Origin of the sequence: Ideonella dechloratans, assembly GCF_021049305.1 — a bacterium.
GTDB classification, from domain to species: domain Bacteria; phylum Pseudomonadota; class Gammaproteobacteria; order Burkholderiales; family Burkholderiaceae_C; genus Ideonella; species Ideonella dechloratans.
Genome location: NZ_CP088081.1, coordinates 3,755,981 through 3,770,598, shown reverse-complemented (window position 1 = coordinate 3,770,598; position 14,618 = coordinate 3,755,981). Strand labels below are relative to the sequence as shown.

At 71.6% G+C, this 14,618-nt stretch carries 10 protein-coding genes; 4 read left to right on the top strand and 6 right to left on the bottom strand.

Annotation, left to right across the window (positions count from 1 at the left end; all coding sequences use genetic code 11):
* Nucleotides 1-19: 19 nt before the first annotated feature.
* From LRM40_RS17575 to LRM40_RS17565, 3 genes are all read right to left on the bottom strand, one after another.
* Entirely contained in the window at nucleotides 20-1,078 is a 1,059-nt protein-coding gene (locus LRM40_RS17575) for an HDOD domain-containing protein (RefSeq protein WP_151124848.1), read from the bottom strand.
* 83 nt (nucleotides 1,079-1,161) lie between these two features.
* Nucleotides 1,162-1,434: an ATP-binding protein gene (locus tag LRM40_RS17570; protein WP_151124849.1), complete on the bottom strand. Its 273-nt coding sequence runs from the start codon at nucleotides 1,432-1,434 to the stop codon at nucleotides 1,162-1,164.
* Nucleotides 1,435-1,441: 7 nt separating this feature from the next.
* Nucleotides 1,442-2,245, bottom strand: coding sequence for a helix-turn-helix domain-containing protein (locus LRM40_RS17565; protein ID WP_151124850.1), 804 nt, complete (start codon nucleotides 2,243-2,245; stop codon nucleotides 1,442-1,444).
* Nucleotides 2,246-2,322: 77 nt separating this feature from the next.
* On the opposite strand from LRM40_RS17565, the gene LRM40_RS17560 reads away from it, so the two are divergent.
* Nucleotides 2,323-3,369 (top strand): bile acid:sodium symporter family protein, encoded by a 1,047-nt coding sequence (locus LRM40_RS17560; protein WP_151124851.1) that lies wholly within the window; start codon nucleotides 2,323-2,325, stop codon nucleotides 3,367-3,369.
* Here LRM40_RS17560 and LRM40_RS17555 read toward each other — a convergent pair.
* Nucleotides 3,333-4,211 (bottom strand): coiled-coil domain-containing protein, encoded by an 879-nt coding sequence (locus LRM40_RS17555; protein WP_231067632.1) that lies wholly within the window; start codon nucleotides 4,209-4,211, stop codon nucleotides 3,333-3,335. The genes LRM40_RS17560 and LRM40_RS17555 overlap by 37 nt on opposite strands.
* A gap of 113 nt (nucleotides 4,212-4,324) precedes the next feature.
* Here LRM40_RS17555 and LRM40_RS17550 point away from each other — a divergent pair, with 113 nt between their 5' ends.
* Nucleotides 4,325-4,678, top strand: a complete 354-nt coding sequence (locus LRM40_RS17550) for a hypothetical protein (RefSeq protein ID WP_231067631.1) — start codon at nucleotides 4,325-4,327, stop codon at nucleotides 4,676-4,678.
* A gap of 138 nt (nucleotides 4,679-4,816) precedes the next feature.
* Entirely contained in the window at nucleotides 4,817-6,976 is a 2,160-nt protein-coding gene (locus tag LRM40_RS17545; RefSeq protein ID WP_151126028.1) for a TonB-dependent receptor, read from the top strand.
* Nucleotides 6,977-7,005: 29 nt separating this feature from the next.
* Here LRM40_RS17545 and LRM40_RS17540 read toward each other — a convergent pair whose 3' ends face one another.
* Together LRM40_RS17540 and LRM40_RS17535 are read right to left on the bottom strand one after the other, a co-directional pair.
* Nucleotides 7,006-7,551 (bottom strand): cysteine hydrolase family protein, encoded by a 546-nt coding sequence (locus LRM40_RS17540; RefSeq protein ID WP_151126029.1) that lies wholly within the window; start codon nucleotides 7,549-7,551, stop codon nucleotides 7,006-7,008.
* A gap of 21 nt (nucleotides 7,552-7,572) precedes the next feature.
* Nucleotides 7,573-8,316, bottom strand: a complete 744-nt coding sequence (locus LRM40_RS17535; protein ID WP_151126030.1) for an NYN domain-containing protein — start codon at nucleotides 8,314-8,316, stop codon at nucleotides 7,573-7,575.
* A 208-nt stretch (nucleotides 8,317-8,524) separates the two neighbouring features.
* On the opposite strand from LRM40_RS17535, the gene LRM40_RS17530 reads away from it, so the two are divergent.
* Nucleotides 8,525-14,566 carry an alpha-2-macroglobulin gene (locus LRM40_RS17530; protein ID WP_231067630.1) on the top strand — a complete coding sequence of 2,014 codons (6,042 nt, stop codon included), beginning with the start codon at nucleotides 8,525-8,527 and terminating at the stop codon, nucleotides 14,564-14,566.
* The last annotated feature ends 52 nt before the right edge of the window (nucleotides 14,567-14,618 follow it).

Below are 14,618 nucleotides of genomic sequence, written 5' to 3'. Positions count from 1 at the left end.
CGGGCGCCCTGCGGACGTCTCAGGCCGCGTGCAGGGTGGTCTGGGCCGCGGGCAGGAAGACCCGTTCAAGCTCCTGCAGGCAGGGGGCGCTCGCCGGCGCCAGGGCCTCGGCGTCCGCCACGCCGCTGCTGCGCAGCATCAGCAGGCGGGCGCAGCGCAGGGCTGTTTCCAGGTTCGCGCCCAGGCCGGGGGCCGGGGCGGTGTGTTCGCGTCCGCAGGCCTCGGCATGGGCCGCCAGGGCGGCGATCACCGGGCCGGGCAGGTGCCACTGGCGGGCGATGCCGGCCGAGAGCCGGGCCGCCAGCGACAGCAGCTCGGCCAGGAAGCGGCTGCTGCCGACGGGGGCGTCGGCGGGGAAGACCTGGTCCATCAGGCGCAGCGCGGCGATCAGGCCGGTGTCCGCCACCATGCCCGCCAGGTAGGCGTCAAAACGGGTCTCCGGCGTCTGGCTCAACCAGGCGCAGCCATGGGCGCAGCGCGCGGCCTCGTCCCACAGCCGGGGGTTGGCCTGGGGGCCGAAGCGGCCCTGGCGGGCGCTGAAGACCGGGGTCATCAGGGCCCGGGTCACCAGCTGGCGCAGGCCCCACTGGCCCAGCATCATCAGGGCCTGCTCCAGGCTTTCCATGCGCCGCTCGCCGCGGTAATGCACCGAGTTGGCCAGGCGCATGACCTCGCCCAGCAGGGCCGGGTCCTGGGCCACCAGGGCGGCCAGCTCGCGGGGCGAGGCGTTGTCGTCCTGCATCAGGCCCAGCAGCCGTGGCAGAGCCGTGGGGCGGCGGGGCACCACGGCATCCGCCTGGGGCTGGGCCACCAGGGCGGCCAGCCGCTTGAGCGTCTCCTGCTCGGACGCGTTGGGCGCGGTGTCGTCCCAGTGCGCCACCTTCAGCAGCAGACCGGCAAAGCGCTGGTCCAGCAGGGGGTCGGGTGGGAGCAGCAGCACCGGCGGCACCGATTCATCGCCTGCCGTCCGGGAGGCCGGCCCTGCCGCCGGCACGGCCGGCACCCCCTGCGGCCGCCCCTCGGGGGGCGGCGCGGACCGTGTCCAGGCGGTCTGCAGGCGGCGCAAGGTGGTCCACATGGTGGGTTGGCGGCGGTTGGCGGGCGTTCGGCTTCGGGGCGCGGAAATGTCAGTATCCCGCGGCTGTTCACCGTTGTCGGCCATCACTGACCCCCACTTGACCCTTGTGGTGCCGCCGGGGCGGTACTAATGCGCAGCATTTGGATGGCGTCAAAGGGGCAGTGCACCGCGCACAGGGCGCAGCCGGTGCAGCCGGCCGGGTCGTGCAGCACCGCCTGCTTGGGGCCCCAGCCGCGCGGGTCGGCCGCCGCCAGCCACAGCACCTGCGGCGGGCACAGGCCCACGCAGCGGCCGCAGCCGGTGCAGCGCGCCGGGGCGATGGCCGGCAGCGCCTTGGCGGGGCGCGGGGCGTTCATGGGGCGCTCATGGGGCGGCGAACATCTGCGTGGGCGTGAGCCCGAACTCGGCGCTGAAGGCGGTGATGAAGGCCGAGGGCGAGGCATAGCCGCACTCGGCCGCCACCGCCGCCACCTTGGTGCCCGCGGCCAGCGGCCCCAGGGCCAGCAGCAGGCGCAGCCGGCGCCGCCAGGCCCCGGGCGCCAGCCCCGTCTGGGCCTGGAACAGCCGCACCAGCGAGCGCTCGCTCAGGCCCACCGCCTCGCCCCACTGGGCCCAGGTGCGGGTGTTGGCCGGGTCGGCCTGCAGGGCGCTGCAGAGCCGGCGCAGCCGGGCATCGGTGGGCAGGGGCAGGTCCAGCGCCGCCGGGCGGGCCTGGGCCAGCTGGTCCAGCGTCACCGCCACCAGGCGGCCTTCGGGGCCGGCCTCGTCGTAGTGCTCGGGCAGGGCGCACACCGCCAGCACCAGCTCGCGCAGCAGCGGCGGGATCTCCAGCACCTGGCATTGCGTCGGCAGGCCGGGCGTGCCGGCCTGCACGTACAGGCTGCGCATCTGCGCCGGGCCGATGTTGTGGATCGAATGGGCCAGCGCCGCGGGCACCCACACCGCCCGCTCCGGCGGCGCCAGAAAGCAGCCGTCGGCCGTCTCCACCTGCAGCACCCCCTCGATGGCATAGGACAGCTGGCCCCAGGGATGGCTGTGGGGCGCGCTCCAGGCGCCGGGTGCCAGGGCCTCCACCCGGGCCAGCACCGGGCGCGGCAGGGCCGCCAGCCGCGGGACGCGGCGTTCGGCCTGGGGGCGGCGCAGGGCAGTTTGGCGGTTTGGCGGCATGGCTTGGCGCAGCGCAGGCAGGGGAGCGTGGCCGCAGCCCTTAGCCTAACGCCATCCCGAACACGACACTGCCCGCCATGCCTTCCTCTTTCCCGTCCCTGCGGCCGCGCCGCGCTGCCGCCGGCAAGGTCGATGTCTTCCTCGTCGGCATGATCGCCGCCGTGGGGGTGGCCAGCCTGGCCCCGCAGATCGGCCGCAGCGGCGGCTGGCTGCACCTGGACCAGGCTTCCGACATCGGCATCTTCCTGATCTTCTTCCTGCACGGCATGGGCCTGTCCACCGAGAGCCTGCTGAGCGGGGCCAGCCGCTGGCGCCTGCACCTGCTGGTGCAGCTGTGCACCTACGCCTTCTTCCCGCTGTGGTGGTGGGCGCTGGACGCGGCCTTCGGCCAGTGGGTGCCGCCGGACCTGCGCCTGGGCTTCTTCTACCTGGCGGTGCTGCCGTCCACCGTGTCGTCGTCGGTGGCGATGACCGCGCTGGCCAGGGGCGACGTGGCTGCCGCCGTGCTCAACGCCAGCCTGTCCACCCTGCTGGGCGTGGTGCTCACCCCGCTGCTGGCCAGCCTGATGTTCCACACCGGCGTGGACGGCGGCGCCATGCCGCTGGGCGAGACCATGCTCAAGGTGGCGCGCATGCTGCTGCTGCCCTTCGTGCTGGGCCAGGTGGCGCGGCGCTTCGTGGGCGAGTGGTTCAAGCGCATCAAGCCCGTCACGCAGTGGGTGGACCGAGGCGTGATCCTGATGTTGGTTTGGTGCTCGTTCAGCGACGCGGTGGCCGACGGCCTGTGGGCCCGCCACGGCCTGGGCCTGCTGGCCCTGGTGCTGGCCGGCGCGGCGCTGTTCCTGTTCCCGATGCTGGCCTTCACCCGCTGGCTGGCGCGCCGCCTGGGCTTTGCGGTGGAAGACGAGATCGTCGCCGTCTTCTGCGGCAGCAAGAAGACGCTGGCCTCCGGTGTGCCGATGGCGCGGCTGCTGTTCGCCGGCAACCCGGTGCTGGGCACCGTGGTGCTGCCCATCATGTTCTATCACCAGCTGCAGCTCTTCGTCTGCGCGGTGCTGGCGCGGCGCTATGCCGCGCGGGCCGGGCTTCAGACCGCCGGCGTGGCGCCCAGCGCGGCGAGCTGACGCTTCAGTTCGGCGTTCTCGGCTTCCAGCGCGGCCACGCGCTGGCGCAGGCTGTCCAGCGTGTCGCCGCCGGCCTCGGCCGCCTCACTGCCCTCCTCGGCCTTGGGCTTGCGCTTGGCGTCGCGCACCCGCTTGGCCACCTGCTTGAGCTCGTCGGCGCCGGCCTGGGCGGCGGCGGCCTGCTCCTCGGCCGGCAGCGTGGCCACCGCGGCCGCGGCGTTGATCGACAGCGTGCCCGCGCGCACCGCGGCCACCACCTCGGGCGTGGCCTGCTGGTGGATCTTCTCGATCATCTGCACCTGGGCGCTGGACAGGCGGGCCGCCTTGGCCACCGCCTCGCGGCTGTCCAGCGGCTTGGGCTCGGGCAGGGGCGCCGCGGGGGCGCTGCCGCCTTCACCGGCCCAGGGCGGGGCCTCGCCCTCGGTGGTCGGCTCGGCGGCGGCCGGGGCGGCGGCGTCCACCGTGGCGCTCGGGGCTTCGGCCAGGGCGGCCATGCGGGCGGCGCGGCGGGCCTCCAGCAGCTCGCGCTTGCGCAGGGCCAGCACGCCGCGCTGGAAGTTGGACACGCTGCGCCGGCCCAACTGCTGGTCGATCATCCACAGCTGCACGTCCTGCAGCGTCTTCAGGCGCGGGTTCTGCACCGTGCGGAAGGGGATGCCGTGCTTGGTGCACAGGCGGTGGCGGTTGTGGCCGTCCACCAGCACGTCGCCCCACAGCACCAGGGCCTCGCGGCAGCCCTCGGCCAGCAGGCTGGCCTCCAGGGCCTCTTCCTCTTCGGGGCGCAGCGGGTCGATGTAGGCCTGCAGGCCCTCGTGGATGACGATGGTGGGGGTGTCGGACATGCGAACTTGGGGGGAAGGGCGGGCAGGGGCCGGCATTCTATGCACGGGGCCACACCCGCCTCTCTAGAATCTTGACCGTGCGCAAGTCCTGGCTGTCCTGGCGGTTCTCACTGTTGTCTCTCGTGCTCCTGCTGGCCCAGCAGGGCGCGGTGCTGCACGAGCTCAGCCACCTGCTGCCGGCCCTGCGTGGCGCGGCCGGCCCGGCCGTGGCCCTGGCCGAGCCTGCGGCCGCCGGCGCGTTCCAGGCACCCCGCGGCGAGGGCCGCGACCGGGCCGATGCCGTCTGCCAGCTCTGCCTGGGCTTTGCCCAGCTGGGTGACCTGGCGGTGTGGCGCTTCGCGCCGCCGGCGCTGCTGGCCCTGCAGCAGACGGCGCCGCGCAGCGAGCCCTTCCTGTGGCGCGAGGCCGCGCGCCCGCCGCACAGCGCCCGCGATCCGCCGGCGCGCTTCACCGCCCTCCTGTCCTGAGCGGGACGGCCCGCGCCCTGGCGGCGCGGCTGGCCCGCTCGCTGCACCCCTATTTGCATTCCGATGCGCGCGAGCGCAGGCCTGCCTGTACCTGGCGTGCCTGTGTCCGCTCCTGCGCGCATCGCAAGGAGTTTCTGCGTGAAGAACTTTCCCCGGACGAGCCTGGCGCTCGCCCTGTCCCTGGCCTTTCCCGGCGCCCTGAGCCTGCTGGCCACCCCCGCCCGTGCTCAGACGGCACCCACCACCACCGCGTCCCCCTCCTCCGACACCGCGCCCACCCAGCGCGTGGAAATCAGTGCCCAGCGCCAGAAGCTGGACGCGGCCCGCAATGGGCTGTCGCCCGACACCGGCAGCTCGGTCTACCGCTTCGATGCCGAGGACCTGCAGCGCCTGCCCCAAGGCGAATCCACCCCGCTCAACCAGGTGCTGCTGCAGGCCCCCGGCGTGGTGCAGGATTCGTACGGCCAGCTGCATGTGCGCGGCGACCACGCCAACCTGCAGTACCGCATCGACGGCATCCAGATCCCCGAGTCCATCAGCGGCTTCGGCCAGGCCCTGCAGACCCGCCTGGCCGACCACCTCTCGCTGATCACCGGCGCGCTGCCGGCCCAGTACGGCAACCGCACCGCCGGCGTGGTGGACATCCACACCCATGACAACACCTTCGCCAACGGCGGCAGCGTGGGCCTGGAGACCGGCAGCAACGGCCACCGCCAGGCCAGCGCCGAGGTGGGCGGCACCGAGGGGGTGCTGAGCTATTACCTGACCGGCTCGGCCCTGCGCAGCGACGAGGGCATCGAGAACCCCACCAGCAGTCGCCATCCCCTGCACGACCAGACCCAGCAGGGCAACGCCTTCGGCACCGTGTCCTACCTGCTCAGCCCCGGGACACGGCTGAGCGTCATGGGCGGCTTCTCGAACAACCGCTTCCAGATCCCCGACGTGCCGGGCCAGACGCCCAACTTCAGCCTGAACGGCAGCGACAGCATCGACTCGGCCACGCTGGACGCGCGCCAGAAGGAGCGCAACCGCTTTGGCGTGCTGGCGCTGCAAAGCAGCCTGGGCGAGGGCGTGGACTACCAGCTGGCCGCCTATGCCCGCAGCACCGACGTGCACTACACCCCGGATGACCGCGGCGACCTGATGTTCAACGGCGTGGCCGCCAACGTGCTGCGCAGCAACGCCGCCACCGGTCTGCAGGGCGACCTGAGCTGGGTCATCAACCCGGCCCACACCCTGCGCAGCGGCTTCGCCTTCCAGCACGAGCGCGGCACCACCGACAACACCGCCCAGGTCTTCCCGGCCGATGCCGACGGCAACGCCACCAGCGACGTGCCCGAGACCCTCGTCGACAACAGCCGCATCATCGGCCACCAGTGGAGCGCCTATCTGCAGGACGAGTGGACCCCGACCGAGGCCCTGACCGTCAACTACGGCCTGCGCTACGACCAGGTGAACACCGTGGTCAACGAGCACCAGCTCAGCCCGCGCCTGGGCGCCGTGTACGACCTGAGCCCCAGCACCCGGGTGCATGTGGGCTATGCGCGCTACTTCACCCCGCCGCCCACCGAGCTGATCGACCAGACCTCGGTGGCCAAGTTCCTGGGCACCACCAACGCCCTGCCGTCAGATGCCAACACCGCCGTGCGCTCCGAGCGCAGCCACTACGTCGACGCCGGCATCTCGCAGCAGCTCAGCCCCGCGCTGACCGTGGGCCTGGACGGCTACTACCGCCACGTGCGCCACCTGCAGGACGAGGGCCAGTTCGGCAACGCGCTGATCTACTCCGCCTTCAACTACCAGAAGGCCCGCATCTGGGGCCTGGAGCTCAGCGCCAACTACCACCAGGACGCCTTCTCGGCCTACGCCAACGTGGCCTTGGCGCGGGCCTTCGGCAAGGGGGTGGAGAGCGGCCAGTTCAACTTCGAGCAGGACGAGCTGGACTACATCAACAGCCACTGGGTGCACCTGGACCACGACCAGGCCACCTCGGCCTCGGCCGGCGTGAGCTACCGCTGGGCCGAAGGCAGCACCGCCTCGCTGGACCTGATCCACGGCAGCGGCCTGCGCAACGGCTTTGCCAACACCGGCCACCTGCCGGCCTACACCCAGGTCAACCTGGGCGTGCAGCACAGCCTCATGCTGGCCCAGGGCGTGGGCCCCACCGAGCTGCGCGTGGCAGTCACCAACCTGTTCGACAAGGTGTACCAGATCCGCGACGGCTCGGGCATCGGCGTGGGCGCGGCCCAGTACGGCCCGCGCCGCGGCGTGGTGCTGGGGGTGACCCAGCGCTTCTGAGCAGGGTGGTGACCTGACGGGTCAGCCGCTCAGGCCGCCGGGGGGAAGGTCACCTCGGCGGCCGGCACCAGCGTCACCTTCACGCCGAAGCTGTCCATGTGGGACAGCGTGCGGTTGTGGTGGGCGATGATCTGCGGCGCCGTCAGCACCCCGTTGTCCAGCGTCGAGTGGCCATCGGACACCAGCGTCACCGGAAAGCCGTGCTCCAGCGCGCCCAGGGTGGTGGTGCTCACGCAGAAATCCGTCTGCGCCCCGCAGACGATCAGCGCCGTCACGCCCCGGGCCTGCAGCTTGCCCATCAGGTCCGTCTTGAAGAAGGAATCGGGCGTCGTCTTGCGCACGAACAGGTCGCCCTCGGCCGTCTCCAGCCCGGGCGCCAGCTGCCAGCCCTCGCTGCCATGGCGCATCAGCGGGTGGTCGTCCTCGTGCTGGATGAACACCACCGGCGCCCCCGCCGCACGCGCGGTGCGCGACACGCTGTTGATCCGGTCGATCAGGCCGGCCGCATCGTGCACGGCCCAGGGGCCGACGCAGAGGGTGGTCTGGACATCGATGACGAGCAGGGCGGTGGTCATGGGGGGGCTCCTTGGTGGGGGTCAATCGGCGGTTGTGGCGGTCTTCAGGCTCACCGACCAGCCGCCATTGGGCTCCTGTTTCAGCGAGAGCTGGTGCTCATAGGATTTGAGCATCTGCAGCAGGCCGGCGTGCCCGTACTGGTTGGGTGTGAAAGCGGGGTTGGTGCGCTTGAGGTACTGGCCCAGCGCGCCCAACCCCACCTTGCCCTCCGAGGCTTCGCTCACCAGCAGCTTCACAGCATCCAGCACAAAGCGCGGGCGGTGCTTGGGCAGTGGCTTGGCGGCTGGCGCGACGCCCATGTCGCCAGCAGGCTTCTCCGGGGCCTTCGTGCATTCCGCAGCCGGCGGCTCGGGCGGCTGAGGCTTGGGCTTGGCCCACTCGAAGAACTGATCGCTGGCATTGCGCAGTGCGGGGGGCGTCTTGGCCTCGCCCACGATGCAGACCGACGCGCCCCGCTCGCGCAGCTTGCGGCACAGGTAGGCAAAGTCCGAGTCGCTGGTCACCAGGCAGAAGACCTCGGCCCGCTGGTCGAACAGGGCCTCCATGGCGTCCAGCGCCAGGGCGATGTCCGAGGTGTTCTTGCCGGCCGAATAGCGAAACTGCAGGCAGGGGGTGAAGGCCCACTGAACCAGGGCTTCCTGCCACTTGTTGCTCAGGGCCTCCGGGTTGCCATAGCCACGTCGCAGAACCACGCGGCCGAACTGGGCGGCCATCTGCAGGGCATGTTCCAGGATATCTGGCGACACGTTGTCGCAATCCACCATCACCGCCACGCGGGCGTCTTCGTTCAACGCAGGCACCGATCCCTCCCTGGATGCGTGTGAGAGCTGCCTGGGATCTTGCCTTACCCCGTGTTACCCACTGTCTGATTCCACCGACGGGACATCCCCCAATTGGGGAGGACACCCGGGATGAGGGTGCCTCTGTCAGCACACCTGGGAATAATCCCCGCCATCACGGAGGGGGAGAGCCATGCTCAAGCAGGCCAACGAACAGGTCGGGCGCGCGTTCGCGCAGGTGGCACGCTGGCTGGGCCAGGCGGGGCAGGCGGCGGCGCCGGTGGCGCGCCGGGTGCTGGGGCAGTGGGCCCCGCCGGCCTGGGCGCAGGCGGCCGGGCGTGGCCTGGGCCGGCTGGGTGGCCTGCTGCAGGCCCATGCCCTGCTCACCCTGGTGGTGGCGGCGCTGGCCGGGGCGGCCGTGTGGCAGGCCCCGCATATCGCCCAGCGCTGGCGCGCCTGGGCCCCGGCCTGGATGAACCTGGGCCTGCTGGGCGACGACATGGGCGCGGCCACGGTGACCGTGCAGCTGCAGCCGCCCGGCGCGCCGGACTACCGCAACAACGGCGGCCCGCAGCCCCTGGTGCTCAGCTTCAGCGCGCCGGCCGCGCCCCCGCTGCGCATCGGCAAGGAGCCCACCGACGTCAGCCTCTCGCCCGAGGTGGCCGGCCAGTGGAGGTGGGTGGACGCCAGCACCCTGCGCTTCGAGCCCCAGGGCCACTGGCCCATCGGCGAGCACTACACCCTCAAGCTCGGCCGCAAGAGCCTGGCCCCGCATGTGGCGCTCAAGGAGCGCAAATACGAATTCGACGCCGCCGGCTTCACGATGAACGTGGGCTCGGCCGAGTTCTACCAGGACCCGGTGCAGGCCGGCCTGCGCCGCGTGGTCATGACGCTGGACTTCAACCACCCGGTGGACGCCAAGGCGCTGGAAAGCCGCATCCACCTGGACGACGGCAGCGAGCGCAAGTTCAGCGTGAGCTACGACACCCAGCGCCTGCAGGCCACCGTGCAGTCCGAGCCGCTGGCCATTCCCGCGCAGACGGTGGCCATGCAGATCACCATCGACAAGGGCGTGGGCGCCCAGCGCGGCGGCCCGGGCACGCCCGCGCCGGTGGTCAAGTCGGTCGATGTGCCGGGGCTCTACAGCCTGGCCATCAGCGAGATCAGCACCGCCGTGGTCAGCAACGACGCCGGCGACCCCGAGCACGTGCTGCATGTGGGCGCCAGCATGGCCGTGCACGAGCGCGAGTACGCCCGCACCGTGCAGGCCTGGATGCTGCCCGTGTCCGAGCAGGACGGCGGCGAGCCCTTCGCCTGGAGCGACCCGGCCGAGGTGACGCCCGCCGTGCTCAAGCGCGCCAAGCCCATGAAGCTCGACCCCATCGCCAGCGAGCGCGAGGTGACCGAGGCCGCCGCCTTCCGCCTGCCCCAGGCCGAAGGCGGGCGCTTCCTCTTCGTCAAGGTGGCCAAGGGCATGAAGTCGCCCGGCGGCTACCTGCTGGGCAGCGACCGGCTCGAGATCCTGCAGATCAAGACCTTCGCGCCCGAGCTGTCCATCATGAGCCGCGGCTCGCTGCTGGCGCTGTCTGGCGAGAAGAAGCTGCCCCTGCTGGTGCGCGACCTGCCGGGCGTGAAGATCGACATCGCCCGCGTGCTGCCGCAGCAGCTGCACCTGCTGGTCAGCCAGGCCGATGGCAACTTCAGCCAGCCGCAGTTCTACGGCCGAGTGAACGACGACACCCTGGCCGAGCACTTCGAGCGCGAGATCCCGCTCAAGCTCAAGCCCGGCAAGTCCCATTACGAGACGGTGGACTTTGCCGAGTACCTGCAGGCCGGCGGCGAGCGCCGCGGCGTCTTCCTGCTGAAGGTGCAGGGCTACGACCCGGCCGCCAAGCGCGGCCCCGCCACCGGCGGTGACGAGGGCGACGCCAGCGCCATGGCCGGCGGCGAGGGCGAGGGTGAAGGCGAGGGCTGCTGCGAGGGCGGCGATGCCGAAGCCGCGCAGGTGGATCCCACCACCATCCACGACCAGCGCCTGGTCATCGTCACCGACCTGGGCCTGATCGCCAAGCGCGCGGCCGACGGCACGCGCGACGTCTTCGTGCAGTCCATCGCCAGCGGCCAGCCGGTGGGTGGCGCGCGCATCGAGGTCTGGGGCCGCAACGGCCTGGTGCTGGCCAACGCCAGCACCGACGCCAGCGGCCACGCCAGCCTGCCCAACCTCAACGGCTACACCCGCGAAAAGGCCCCCGTGCTGCTGCTGGCCCGCAAGGACGGCGACCTCAGCTTCCTGCCCATGGGCGGCGCGGCCAGCCTGGGCCGCGGCGAGCGCACGCTGGACATGTCGCGCTTCGACGTGGGCGGCCTGCACACCAGCGGCGTGCCCAACCAGATGACGGCCTTCCTCTTCAGCGACCGCGGCATCTACCGCCCCGGTGACACGCTGCATGTGGGCATCGCCGTCAAGGCGTCCAACTGGGCCACCTCGCTCAAGGACCTGCCGGTCGAGGCCGAGATCATCGACCCGCGCGGCCTGAGCGTGCGCCGCGAAACCCTGCGCCTGGGCCCGGCCGGCACCGCCGAGCTGGCCCACAGCACGCAGGACAGCTCGCCCACCGGCAACTACACCGTCAACCTCAGCCTGCCGCGCCAGACCAGCGCCAATGCGCCGGACGTGCCGCCGCTGCTCATCGGCTCCACCACCGTCAAGGTGCAGGAATTCCTGCCCGACCGCACCAAGGTCAGCGCCCACCTCTCCACCGAGGTGGCCGAAGGCTGGGTCAAGCCCGACGACCTGAAGCTGCAGGTGCATGTGGAAAACCTCTTCGGCACCCCGGCGCAGAACCGCCGCGTGGAAAGCCGGCTCACCCTCACCCCCACCTGGCCGCACTTCCGCAGCCTGCCGGACTACAGCTTCTACGACCCCAGCGTGAGCCGCCGTTCGCAGATGGACGACCTGGGCGCCGTGCAGACCGACGACAAGGGCAACGCCGAGGTGGACCTGCGCCTCTCGCGCTTTGAAGCCGCCACCTACCAGGCCCATGTGCTGGTCAAGGCCTTCGAGCCCGAAGGCGGCCGCAGCGTGGCCGCCGAGGTGCAGACCCTGGTGAGCGACCAGCCCTGGCTGGTGGGCGTGAAAACGCCCGACCCGCTGGACTACATCGCCCGCAACGCCAAGCGCGAGATCCAGCTCATCGCCATCGACCCCAAGGCCCGGAAGATCGCCGTGCCCGGCCTGAAGCTGGTGCGGGTGGAGCACAAGGTGCTGTCGGTGCTGGTCAAGCAGAACAACGGCCTGTACCGCTATGAAAGCCGCGCCAAGGACGTGACGCTGGACGAGCAGCCGCTGGCCATTGCCGCGGCCGGCAGCAAGGTGGCGCTCAACACCAGCGCGCCCGGCAACTTTGCGCTGGAGGTGCGCGACGCCCAGGGCCTGGTGCTCAACCGCGTGCAGTACGCGGTGGCCGGTGCCGCCAACCTCAGCCGCTCGATGGACCGCAACGCCGAGCTGCAGATCAAGCTCAACAAGAAGAGCTACGAGCCCGGCGAGACCGTCGACCTGGCCATCCAGGCGCCCTACACCGGCGCCGGCCTCATCACCATCGAGCGTGACAAGGTCTACGCCCACGCCTGGTTCAAGGCCGACCAGACCGCCAGCGTGCAGCACATCGCCCTGCCCAAGGACTTCGAGGGCAACGGCTACGTGAACGTGCAGTTCGTGCGCGACCCGTCCTCCGACGAGATCTACACCAGCCCCCTGTCCTACGGCGCCGTGCCCTTTGCCACCGGGCTGGACCGCCGCACCGCCAGGATCAAGCTGGACGCGCCCGCCCTGGCCAAGCCTGGCGACACCCTGAAGATGACCCTGCACAGCGACAAGCCGGCGCGGGCCTTCGTCTTCGCGGTGGACGAGGGCATCCTGCAGGTGGCGCGCTACACCACGCCCGATCCGCTCAAGCACTTCTTCCAGAAGCGCGCGCTGGAGGTGAGCACCCTGCAGACCCTGGACCTGGTGCTGCCCGAGTTCCGCAAGCTCATGCAGAGCGCCGCCCCCGGCGGCGACGGCGAGGGCGAGGCCGGCAAGCACCTCAACCCCTTCAAGCGCAAGCGCGACACGCCGGTGGCCTACTGGTCCGGCCTGGTGGACGTGAACGGCGAGAAGACCTTCAGCTACACCCTGCCCGACACCTTCAACGGCGCCGTGCGGGTGATGGCCGTGGTTGTCAGCGACGAGGCCGTGGCCTCGGCCACCACCACCAGCACCGTGCGCGGCGACATCGTGCTGCTGCCCACCGTGCCCACCTCGCTCGCCCCGGGCGACACGGTGGACATCGGCGTGGGCGTGGCCAACAACATCGCCGGCTCCGGCAAGGACGCCCCCATCCGCCTGGCCCTGGCCGTGGGCAACGGGCTGGAGGTGGTGGGCGACGCCGCGCAGACCGTCAAGGTCAGCGAAAAGGGCGAGGCCACCACCGTCTTCCACCTGCGCGCCAAGCCCGGTGCGCAGGCCGTGCTGGGTTCGGCCAGCGTGGCCTTCACCGCCACGTCCGGCAAGGCCAGCGCCAAGCTCAGCACCGACCTGAGCGTGCGCCCCGCCTCCGCCCTGGTGACCCTGGTGCAAAGCGGCACCGCCGTGGGCGCGGGCGAGCTCAAGTCCCAGCTGGACGCCTACCCCGCCTTCGCCCGCAGCGATCTGGCCGTGTCGGCCACGCCCTGGGCCTTTGCCTCCGGCCTCATCCGCTACCTGGACGGCTACCCCTACGGCTGCACCGAACAGCTGGTCAGCCAGACCATGCCCTCCGTGGTGCTGGCCGCCCAGCCCGAGCTGGCCAAGGAACTGAACAAGAACCGCGCCGCGCTGGGGCAGGCGGCCTTCAGCCCGCAGCAGGCGCTGCAGCGCACGCTCACCCAGCTGCGCGCCCGCCAGACGGCCGAGGGTGGCTTTGCCATGTGGCCGGGCGGCACCGCCGATGACTTTGCCAGCACCTACGCCCTGCAGCTGCTGCTGGAAGCCAAGGACCGCCAGCTGGCCGTGCCGCCGGACATGGTCAGCAAGGCCACCGTCTACCTGCAAAGCCGCCTGGGCAGTGGCGACACCAGCAGCGCCTTCAGCTGGCGAAACCGCGCGCAGATGGCCTACCTGCTCACCCGCCAGGGTGTGCTGGTGCCCGCCGCGCTGGCCAACCTGCGGCAGGCGCAGCAGGCTGCTCTGCAGCGCGACAAGGCCAGCCCCCTGGGCACCGACCTGGGCGCGGCCTACCTGGCCGCCGCCTTCGCGCTGCAAAAGCAGGACGCCACCGCCCAGGCCCTGATGGCCCCGGTGTGGAGCGACCTGCAGCAGCGCGTGGCCCGCAAGCAGCCGCTCAACCGCTGGGACTACTACTACGACCCGCTGGTGCACGACAGCACGCTCATCCTGCTGGGGGCGCGCCACTTCCCCAAGCTGCTGGCCAGCCTGCCGGTGGAAAGCTGGAGCCGCCTGGCCGCCATGATCGGCGAGGGCTGGTACAGCACCCAGTCCTCGGCCACCACCATCCTGGCGGTGGACGCCTACGCCCGCGCGGCCGCCGCGTCGGCCGGCGGCAGCGTCACGGCCCAGGCGGTGGACAAGGCTGGCAAGAGCCTGGCCCTGCCGCTGACCGGCGAGCTGCGCAGCCTGCAGCAGGCCGCCGTGCCCAACGGCACCGCCAAGCTCAAGCTGTCCAACCCCGGCAACCTGCCGCTCTACTACGGCTGGGCCGAAACCGGCTACGAGCGCAACCTGCCCGACACCGCCGTCACCCACGGCCTGGAAATCACCCAGGCCATCCTCGACGAAAAGGGCAACGCCATCAGCGAAGCCCGCATCGGCCAGGAAGTGACGGTGCGCCTGACCGTGCGCGCCGTGGACCGCGACAGCGCCCGCCAGGTGGTGCTGGTCAACGTGTTGCCCAGCGGGCTGGAGCCGGTGCTCAACAGCGGCAGCGCCGACGACACCGCGCCCGACACCCCGCTGTGGCAACGCCGCGTGGGCGGCACCGGCAGCTGGAGCCTGAACTACGTGGACATCCGCGAAGACCGGCTCATCTTCTTCGGCGACGTGGGCCGCGGCACGCAGGACATCAGCTTCAAGGCCCGGGCCACCAACGTCGGTCAGTTCGCCCTGCCCGCGGCCTATGCCGAAGCCATGTACGAGCGCCGCGTCTACGGCCGCTCGGCGGCGGGCCGGTTCAATGTGGCGCCGCTGGGCAAGTAAGCGCCCCGGCCCCGGGCGGCAGCGGGGGGCCGGGTGGATGGCGCGGTGGCCG

Bases quoted from the DNA above. Each gene is read 5' to 3' on its own strand.
- LRM40_RS17575 (WP_151124848.1), bottom strand. From the start codon at position 1,078: ATGTGGACCACCTTGCGCCGCCTGCAGACCGCCTGGACACGGTCCGCG.
- LRM40_RS17560 (WP_151124851.1), top strand. From the start codon at position 2,323: ATGCCTTCCTCTTTCCCGTCCCTGCGGCCGCGCCGCGCTGCCGCCGGC.
- LRM40_RS17565 (WP_151124850.1), bottom strand. From the start codon at position 2,245: ATGCCGCCAAACCGCCAAACTGCCCTGCGCCGCCCCCAGGCCGAACGC.
- LRM40_RS17555 (WP_231067632.1), bottom strand. From the start codon at position 4,211: ATGTCCGACACCCCCACCATCGTCATCCACGAGGGCCTGCAGGCCTAC.
- LRM40_RS17535 (WP_151126030.1), bottom strand. From the start codon at position 8,316: ATGGTGGATTGCGACAACGTGTCGCCAGATATCCTGGAACATGCCCTG.
- LRM40_RS17570 (WP_151124849.1), bottom strand. From the start codon at position 1,434: ATGAACGCCCCGCGCCCCGCCAAGGCGCTGCCGGCCATCGCCCCGGCG.
- LRM40_RS17540 (WP_151126029.1), bottom strand. From the start codon at position 7,551: ATGACCACCGCCCTGCTCGTCATCGATGTCCAGACCACCCTCTGCGTC.
- LRM40_RS17530 (WP_231067630.1), top strand. From the start codon at position 8,525: ATGCTCAAGCAGGCCAACGAACAGGTCGGGCGCGCGTTCGCGCAGGTG.